The 8,551-nt window shown below is 55.7% G+C and carries 6 protein-coding genes; all 6 read left to right on the top strand.

Features of this window, described 5'->3' with window-relative positions; translation table 11 throughout:
* The coding region (locus VL688_01195; protein ID HTL46655.1) for a hypothetical protein at nucleotides 1-1,375 on the top strand (1,375 nt) is incomplete at its 5' end.
* Between the two features lie 51 nt (nucleotides 1,376-1,426).
* Nucleotides 1,427-1,807 (top strand): hypothetical protein, encoded by a 381-nt coding sequence (locus tag VL688_01190; protein HTL46654.1) that lies wholly within the window; start codon nucleotides 1,427-1,429, stop codon nucleotides 1,805-1,807.
* 75 nt (nucleotides 1,808-1,882) lie between these two features.
* Nucleotides 1,883-4,675 (top strand): excinuclease ABC subunit UvrA, encoded by a 2,793-nt coding sequence (gene uvrA, locus VL688_01185; GenBank protein HTL46653.1) that lies wholly within the window; start codon nucleotides 1,883-1,885, stop codon nucleotides 4,673-4,675.
* Between the two features lie 114 nt (nucleotides 4,676-4,789).
* Nucleotides 4,790-5,242, top strand: coding sequence for a hypothetical protein (locus VL688_01180; protein HTL46652.1), 453 nt, complete (start codon nucleotides 4,790-4,792; stop codon nucleotides 5,240-5,242).
* Nucleotides 5,243-5,469: 227 nt separating this feature from the next.
* Nucleotides 5,470-7,143, top strand: coding sequence for an AAA family ATPase (locus tag VL688_01175; protein ID HTL46651.1), 1,674 nt, complete (start codon nucleotides 5,470-5,472; stop codon nucleotides 7,141-7,143).
* Nucleotides 7,140-8,498: a hypothetical protein gene (locus tag VL688_01170; GenBank protein HTL46650.1), complete on the top strand. Its 1,359-nt coding sequence runs from the start codon at nucleotides 7,140-7,142 to the stop codon at nucleotides 8,496-8,498. The genes VL688_01175 and VL688_01170 overlap by 4 nt, the downstream gene beginning before the upstream one ends.
* The last annotated feature ends 53 nt before the right edge of the window (nucleotides 8,499-8,551 follow it).

Below are 8,551 nucleotides of genomic sequence, written 5' to 3'. Positions count from 1 at the left end.
GCAAAACCATATCGGCCAGCTGGGCTACGACGACGGGCGTTACCTGGGCGAAGTCGAATACATCGAACAGCGCACGGATTTTCCCGCCAATCCGCGCAATCTGAACGAGACCCTGCTTTCGGAATTTCCTTTTGACCGCGGCGTTGCCGTCAAAGCGGGATACCGCGTGACAGACAGCATCATGCCGTATGGAAAATTCCAGATGCAGATGAAGGGGGACAACCTGTATCAGCTGGGCGGCGGCGTGCGGTATGAAGTTACGAATCAGATTTTCGCGTACCTCGAAGAAATGTTCGGCAATGCCGGAGACGCCACCTACTTCGGCCTCGAAAAGCAGCACAACTCGCGCTCGCGTTCTTATGCCAACATCCGCATGCGCGACCGCGGCATCGGTGAAAAGACCTTATCGAGCGCCATCGGCAGCTCTTATTCGCTCTCAGAAAAGTCCCGCGTGTTTTCCGAGCGTGAATACTCCACGCACCAGAGCGTGGACGGATTCGCGGACATCCTGGGCATTTCCGGCGAAATGCACGATCATTGGGACTACGAGGCGCGTTACGAAAGAAGGCACCTGGACAATTCCAGCACGCGCCTTCTCGACATCTCGGCCGCCAACGCGCTTGCACGGACCAATACCTTCAACACGGTTTCAGGCGCGCTGGCCTATGCCGACGGCAAAAAGCTGCGCGCGCGCACTTATCTCGAGGTCCGCCGCGACCAGGATGCCCCGAAGCTCTGGCAATGGGTCACGCGCAATTCCGTCGAATACCACATCAACGAGGACCTGAGCTACCTCGGGAAGGTGGACTTTGGCAAGTCGCGCTTCACGGATCCGGGAGACGATGTCGCCGACTTCATGGAGCTGTCGACCGGCTTCGCATACCGCCCCGTGGATTTCGACCGCTTCAACATGCTGTCGCGCTACACGTACGTGCGCAATTTCGCCGACGACGTCCAGTTCACGACCGGCAGTTTTTCGGCCGCCGAAACCGACGAGACCGCGCATATCATCGCGGTGGACATGGCCTACGACCTGCACCGGCTTCTCGGCGTGGTGGAAAAAATCGCTTACAAGCGGTCCATGCTGGACACGCCGTACAGCGCGGAGTCGGTCCTTCACAATTTCCTGTGGGCGCATCGCTTCAATTTCCACGTCACGCGCAAATGGGACGTGGCCGCCGAATACCGCATGCTCTGGCAGTTTGACGCGGCGCAGACGCTCAAGCACGGGCCGCTCCTGGAAATCGACCGGGAGTTCTACGAATACGTCCGAATGGGCGTGGGGTACAATTTCACGGACTTCGAGGACGATCTCCGGAAGTCCAACGGTTTCACGTCCCATGGCCCGTTCGTCCGCATGACCGGAAAATTTTAATTCAAGGCTTTTCCGGTTTTGCCGATTCATTGAGAACCTGAGGCGGATATCATGATCAAAAAAACCTTAATACTCGTTTTCGCTGTTGCCCTCGCCGGCTGCGCTTCGACCAAAGACAAGCTTCTTCCTGCCCACGACGAAGTGCTGATTTACCAGCTGCCTTTTGATTTGACGTATCTGCGTACTCTGGAAGCGGTTGAGAATGTCGGCGGCTGGGAGCTCGAGGAAACCGAGAAAGAAAAAGGCCTCATTAAGGTGCGCAACATCGATTTCGGCAGCTTTGAGGATGCGGACATCCGTACGGCGACTCTCCTCATTACCCGCATGAACCGCAACGAGACCTCCGTCTCCCTGGCGGAGTATTCCCAGCACGTCAAAGACGGCGACGTCCTTTTGAAACGCATTTCCCAGTACCTCAGCCGCGAAGTCTGATTTCCGGCCTGATTTTCCTTCCCGTTTGAAGCTTCGTTCCAACGCTTGACCTCCCTGATAAACTAATAGATGTATATGGATGCTATCGTTCTTCGCGGGGTTAAAACCCACAATCTCAAAGACCTGGACCTGATTCTTCCCCACAAAAGGTTCTACGTCATCACCGGCGTCTCGGGCTCCGGAAAGTCGTCCCTCGCCTTTGACACGCTTTATGCCGAAGGCCAGCGCCGCTACGTCGAATCACTGTCGGCCTATGCCCGCCAATTCCTCGAGCGCATGGAAAAACCCGACGTCGAAGGCGTGAGCGGCATTCCTCCGGCGCTGGCGATCGAGGCCAAAAACACGATCAACAATGCCCGGTCTACGGTCGGCACGCAGACCGAAATCAACGATTACCTCCGCGTTTTTTTTGCGCGCATCGGGCAGACGTTCTGCCCGGATTGCGGCATCGAAGTTACCCAAAACAACCCGCTGTCCATCGCCGGGATGATGGTCCGGGAATTCTCCGGAAAAAAAGCCGCGGTGCTGTTCCGCGTGCCGCTGGGGCAGAAAGGTAAAAATTACCTGAAAGAGTCCCTGGCCGAACTCGAACGCCAGGGATTTACGGAGTTTTTTTACAAAGGCGCCGCCGTGCCCGCAGCCGAGATCGAGAAGCAGAAGCTGGAAGAGCTGCAGGTCGTCGCGGACCAGATGGCCGTCGAGGAGAAATCAAAAAAACGCCTGGTTGATTCCGTGGAGCTGGCCTTCCGCCTCGGAAAAGGAGCCGTGCAGATCGCCGTGGGAAGCAAGGTGCTGAAATTCTCCGACCAGATGCAATGCCGCGAGTGCGAACGCGTTTTCCGGGAGCCCGTGCCAAATCTTTTTTCCTTCAACAGCCCGCTCGGCGCTTGCCCGCTTTGCCAGGGGTTCGGCCGCGTCATCACAATCGATTGGAACCTGGTCGTGCCGGACGAGAAAAAATCCCTGCGCCAAGGCGCGATCGAGCCGTGGACCAAGCCGAGCGCGGAATGGGAAAAAAAGCAGATGATCAAATACTGCGAGAAGAAAGGCATCCCGCTCGACAAGCCGTGGAAAGACCTTTCGCAGAAGCACCGCGACCTGATTCTTTTCGGGCCCGGTTCCGAGAAAGAATATTTCAGCGTCAAAAATTTCTACGAGTTTCTGGAGACCAAGACCTACAAGATGCACGTCCGCATTTTCCTGAGCAAGTACCGCTGCTACATCCCGTGCTCGCAATGCCACGGCACGCGGCTGAAGCCCGAGGCGATTTACGTCAAGGTCGGCGGGAAATCGGTCGCTGACCTGCAGCACATGAACATCGAAGACCTGCTGGCCTTCGTCAAAGGCCTGAAGTTTTCCAAGGAAGATTTCGACCGGGTCGAGCCGGTTTTTCTCGAGATCACGGGGCGCCTGCGGTTTTTGGTAGAAGTGGGCCTGGGTTATCTCAGCTTGGGGCGTCTTTCCCGGACGCTTTCGGGCGGAGAGGTGCAGCGCATCAATCTCGCGTCCTCGCTGGGTTCGGCGCTTGTCGATACGCTGTATGTGCTGGATGAGCCGAGCATCGGGCTTCATGAGCGCGACAATTATCTCCTGATCCGCCTGCTGCGGGAGCTGCGCGACCTCGGCAATACCGTGGTCGTGGTGGAGCATGACCGCGCCATGATCGAAGCCGCGGACGAAGTGCTCGACATGGGACCGCGGGGCGGTGAAAACGGCGGCCGCCTCCTTTTCCAGGGGCCGGTGAAGGACCTTCACAAGATCGAGGAATCGTTTACGGGACAGTATCTCTCGGGCAAGCTCGAGATCAAACGCAGGGGAACGGACAAGCTCGCGCTGACGCCGGAGGCGTCCATCGAGATCAAAGGCGCCACGGGTCATAACCTGAAAGGCGTGGACGTGAAGATCCCGCTCGGAAAAATGGTCGTCGTCACCGGCGTTTCCGGATCGGGCAAGAGCACGCTGATTTACGACACGCTCTACAATCATTATCTTCGCGACCGCGGGCAGCCGGTCCAGGATCTCGGGCCGGTCAAAGCCGTGCGCGGCCTCGACCGCTTCGACGAGATGATCCTGGTCGACCAATCGCCGATCGGACGCACGCCGCGCTCCAACCCGATCACGTACATCAAGGCCTTTGACGAAATCCGCAAGCTCCTTGCGTCGACGCCGCAGGCCAAGCGTCAGGGGTTCGGCCCCGGCCATTTTTCATTCAACGTGGACGGCGGACGCTGTCCGCATTGCAAGGGCGACGGGCGGATCAAAGTCGAAATGCATTTCCTGGCCGACGTTTTCATTCCCTGCGAAGCATGCCAGGCCAAACGCTACAAGCCGGAAGTCCTGGAGATCCGCTACCGTGAAAGAAACGTCGACGAAATCCTGGGGCTTACGATCGACGATGCCGTGGCCTTTTTCGCGGGCGAAGACACGCTTTGCGCGAAGCTGAAACTGCTGCAGCGCGTGGGGCTTGGGTATTTAAGGCTGGGGCAGTCGGCGACCACGCTTTCCGGCGGCGAGGCGCAGAGGCTGAAACTGGCGGTCGAAATGCTGGAGAAAAAAGCCAAGCACGTGGTTTACCTGTTCGACGAACCTACGACCGGCCTGCATTATCACGACATCCATTATTTGATGAGTGCCTTCGACGAGCTGTTGGCGGCCGGGAACTCGCTTATCATCATCGAACACAACATGGAAATCATCCGCCTTGCCGATCACGTCATCGATCTGGGCCCGGAAGGCGGCGGCAAAGGCGGAGAACTCATTTTTCAGGGCCGGGTGGAGAATTTGCTCAAATGTTCTAACTCCCACACGGGAAGTTACTTAAAACAATATCTGGAAAAACTGCCCAAACGGGCCAAATCCGCTGTTTGAAGTTACTTACTTTTAAAGGTATCATTGAGGGGTATTGAATGGAATGGCCCCTTCAAACGTCAAAGTCGCCAATCAACAGGGAGGTTCCGAGGGTCCTTGTTGCGGTTGTGGCCCATGAAAATCAAAGATTGGGTTTTACTTTTTGTCCTGGTCTCGAGCGTTGTGATTGATACCGGGGTGATCCGGAAAGACTTCGACCCCATCAAGAACACCCAGACCGACGCCATATCTCTAAAGCAAAAAGAGGAAGAAACCAAAGACGGAGTCAAAGGCCCCCCGACACCGTCTTTCAAATTTTACAAACGGACCGACTTTTTGGTCAAAACCCCCATGCAGACGCCCGTGGAGTGGCAACTCCCCAAAGCTGCTTCGTCAGACAGGATTCCGGAGCCGGGTGAGCCCATCCCCGAAGACCTGGGAACGGAAGAAAGAGGAACGGCGCAGCAGCCTCAGGCGGAGGCCGCTCCTTCGGAAGCCCCCCAGGAAGACTGGTGGTCGGAAACCGAGGAGACCAAGGAATCCAAGGAACCAGCGGCCAAGGCGGGGGATTGGCAGGATAACTGGTAGAGTCCCCAGAATTGAGTTTAAGAAATGGAGCTAAAAAGCCGTTTCTTATACGCGGCTCTCTGATCTTTAAGAAGCATTATGGTATTATTTATAACATAAAGCAGACAGCCCCATGGAGACGGCCTTCAAAGGTTGACAAAGTTTTTAATGAAAGGGTATAGTTTTAAGTACTATTGCCCGCACTATTTGATGCAACTTATTGAAATACAAAATGTTTGGGGAATCCGATGAATAAAAAGATGCGCGTTCTGAGAATGCATTACCTGAATCACCGGACTAAGATTTTCATTACCCTGGGCGTGGTTCTGCTGATCGTTTTGTCGGTTTACGGCATGATGTCGCTGGAAAGCTACTATCGGAACATCACGCTGGCGCAGATGCCGATCTCCATCCTGCTTGTTCTCGTGAACAGCGTGGTCTTCGTTTATATGTATATGGCCGTGATGCGGGGCGGTTTTTCGAAGATCGACAAGAAAAACATCAATGCCAAGGACGTCAGTATTAAGTTTGCCGACGTCATCGGCCTCGAAGACGTCAAGGAAGAGTCCTGGGAAGTGGTCCAGCTGATCAAAGACCATGCCCGCGTGAAAAAAATCGGCGGCAAGATCGTGAAGGGTATCCTCATGGTGGGTCCCCCGGGATGCGGCAAAACCTACCTGGCCAAAGCCATCGCTACCGAAGCGGGCCTTCCGTTTCTTTCCATGGCCGCCAGTGAATTCAACGAAGTGTTCGTCGGAGTCGGTGCGAGCCGCGTCCGCCAGCTTTTTCAGACCGCCCGCCGTTTGTCTTATGGCTTAGGCGGCTGCGTGATTTTCATCGACGAATTGGATGCCATGGGCCACCGCCGTACGTTTAATCAGTTCGGCAGCGGCGAATCCAATTCCACGCAGAACCAGCTTCTCGTTGAAATGGACGGTCTCACCCAGAAGTCGGAAAACATCATCGTCATCGGTGCCACGAACGCCGCGGAGGATTCGCTGGATCCCGCGCTGCTTCGTCCCGGCCGTTTTGACCGTAAACTCTACGTGACCAAGCCCGGCCTCGAAAGCCGCGAGGAGATTTTTAAATACTATCTCGGCAAGGTGAAGCACGAAGCTTCGATTGACTCCAAGCGCCTTGCGCGCAAAGCTGTGGGCAAAAGCCCGGCCGACATCGAGAACATCGTGAAAGAAGCCGCGCTGATCGCCACGCGCCACGGCAAGGAAATCGTGTCGCACAAGGAAATTTCCGAGGCCATCGAACGCATCGACCTCGGGACGAAAAATAAAATCACGATGAACGCGCGCGAAAAAGAAATGACGGCGTACCATGAGACGGGTCATTTGATCACGACTTACCTGCTGCACCCGCGCAACGACGTGTTCAAGGCTTCGATCATTCCCAGGAAGTCGAGCCTCGGCGTCGTGCATCCCACGTCCATCGAAGAATGGCACAGCTACGACCGCGAGACGCTTCTCGCGGACATCAAGGTCTGCCTTGCGGGTTATGCCGGCGAGAAGGTCAAGTTCAAGACCACGACGAGCGGCGTGACTTCCGATTTCAAGAAGGCCATGGCGATCGCCCACCACATGGTGTGGGAATGCGGCATGGGACCTACCGGCCTCGTGGGCGATTACACGATCATTCCGAAGGCCCAGATTTCCGAAGAAACCAAAAACAAGCTCAACGACGACGTTCAGGTGATCATCAAGGGCTGCCTGAAAGAAGTCGAGGACCTGCTCAAGCAGGAAAAAGACCTGTTCGAACGGTTTTCCCACGAGCTTCTGACCAAGCAGGAACTGGATTACGACCAGATCGAGGCCATTTTCGCGGAGTACGGAAAGGCCAATCCTCGCCGTTTCAGCGGCAATCCGGATACCGGGTCTGTGCCTCTTCCGGGCGAAGGAAGCGAATTGAAATGAGACTTCGTACGGGACATGCTTTCATCGGACTTTGCTTGATGGCTCTGGCGGCTGCCGGCTGCGAGTCCAGGTCCTATCCTTCGGACCGTTTGAAAGAATCTCTTTCCGAAATCTGCCGCACGGAATACGGCATCGATCACATCGAGGTCAAAATCGCAGGCGATACGATCGGTGTTTATCTTCCGCTCGACAAGCTTTTCGCGACGGACTTCAAAGGGTCGGTGATTGCAGGCAAGGTCCGTAATCTGGAAACGCTTTTCGAGCCTTCTCCGGAAGCCATGGATAAGGTGGAAGACGTGCTATTCTCCATTTCCCGCGTCCTGCTGAGCACGGACAAGAATTTCAAGTTTTACGTGCTGCAGGCGACGGACGTCGAGAACACCGGGCTGCAGCTCGTTCTCAAAGGCTATGTGGACGACGTGAAGCGCGTCCGCGTCTGGGACATTTCGCGCGAAGAATACCGCAAACGCGTCATCCATGAAATGAAACAGAACCGCGCCGTGCTGTGGCACCGTCCCGTGCGCCAATTCTTCGACAAGCTCCAAAAGCAGGACATGGCGTCCCTGGCCCAGGAATATTTCGGCACGACCATGACGCCGGAAACGCTCGAGTCGCTTTTCTTTAAAAAGCTGGCGCAAGGCGGCGTGGCGCAGTGGGACATCACGGACATGCGCAGCGCGCGCGTGCAGCGCGGCGAAGTGCTCGTCTATGTGAAGGCCATGCCTAAAAAAGCGGGCGTGCCGCTTTTGAAAGAAGATGCCCAGTATCTTTTCCTGGTTTCGTACAAGGCCGCGGAACCGCAGATCCTCCGCATCATCCCGTTCCAGTATTTGGATGAAGGCGGCAATCTCCAGAAAATCCCGTTCCCGGAAGACATCAAGATGGAGCAGAGCCTGGAGACCTGGGAACAGGAATTCCCGCTCGAAGAAATCAACCTCGGTGACTTTCTGGCCGAATCGGCCACGCGGCGCTCCCAGATGCTCATTGCCACCGACGAGAGGATTCAGAACACGTTCCAGGAAGTCAAAGCCAGCATCAAGTACGAAAAAGACCTGCCTTCACCGCATTTCAGCTATGTATTCGATTCGGTCGTGCTCCGCGATCCCGCGGCCAGCCCCGTGAATTCGATCGTCTACAATGAGGACATGGTCTACCTGCTGGATGTCATTTCCCGCGATTTTGTGGACCTGTTGCGAAGCTATCAGTTCGGCGATTACGAATATTTGAGCCTCCACATCCCTCAGGAGCAAGGAGAGCATATTATCGCCCGCGATGCCCTGGAGCTTTTCCGTAAGAAGAAAGTCGATTTCCAGGGGCTGCTCAATCCCAGCCCCAGCCCCGCGGCCGCGTTATAAATCCCGGCCCGCTTCCGATACCATTGAGCCGCCTTTCCTTTTTTGATAAAATA

The organism is Verrucomicrobiia bacterium (assembly GCA_035495615.1).
GTDB lineage: Bacteria > Omnitrophota > Omnitrophia > Omnitrophales > Aquincolibacteriaceae > DATJFP01.
This window is presented reverse-complemented; position numbering and strand designations above follow the sequence as displayed.

Bases quoted from the DNA above. Each gene is read 5' to 3' on its own strand.
- VL688_01190 (HTL46654.1), top strand. From the start codon at position 1,427: ATGATCAAAAAAACCTTAATACTCGTTTTCGCTGTTGCCCTCGCCGGC.
- uvrA (HTL46653.1), top strand. From the start codon at position 1,883: ATGGATGCTATCGTTCTTCGCGGGGTTAAAACCCACAATCTCAAAGAC.
- VL688_01180 (HTL46652.1), top strand. From the start codon at position 4,790: ATGAAAATCAAAGATTGGGTTTTACTTTTTGTCCTGGTCTCGAGCGTT.
- VL688_01175 (HTL46651.1), top strand. From the start codon at position 5,470: ATGAATAAAAAGATGCGCGTTCTGAGAATGCATTACCTGAATCACCGG.
- VL688_01170 (HTL46650.1), top strand. From the start codon at position 7,140: ATGAGACTTCGTACGGGACATGCTTTCATCGGACTTTGCTTGATGGCT.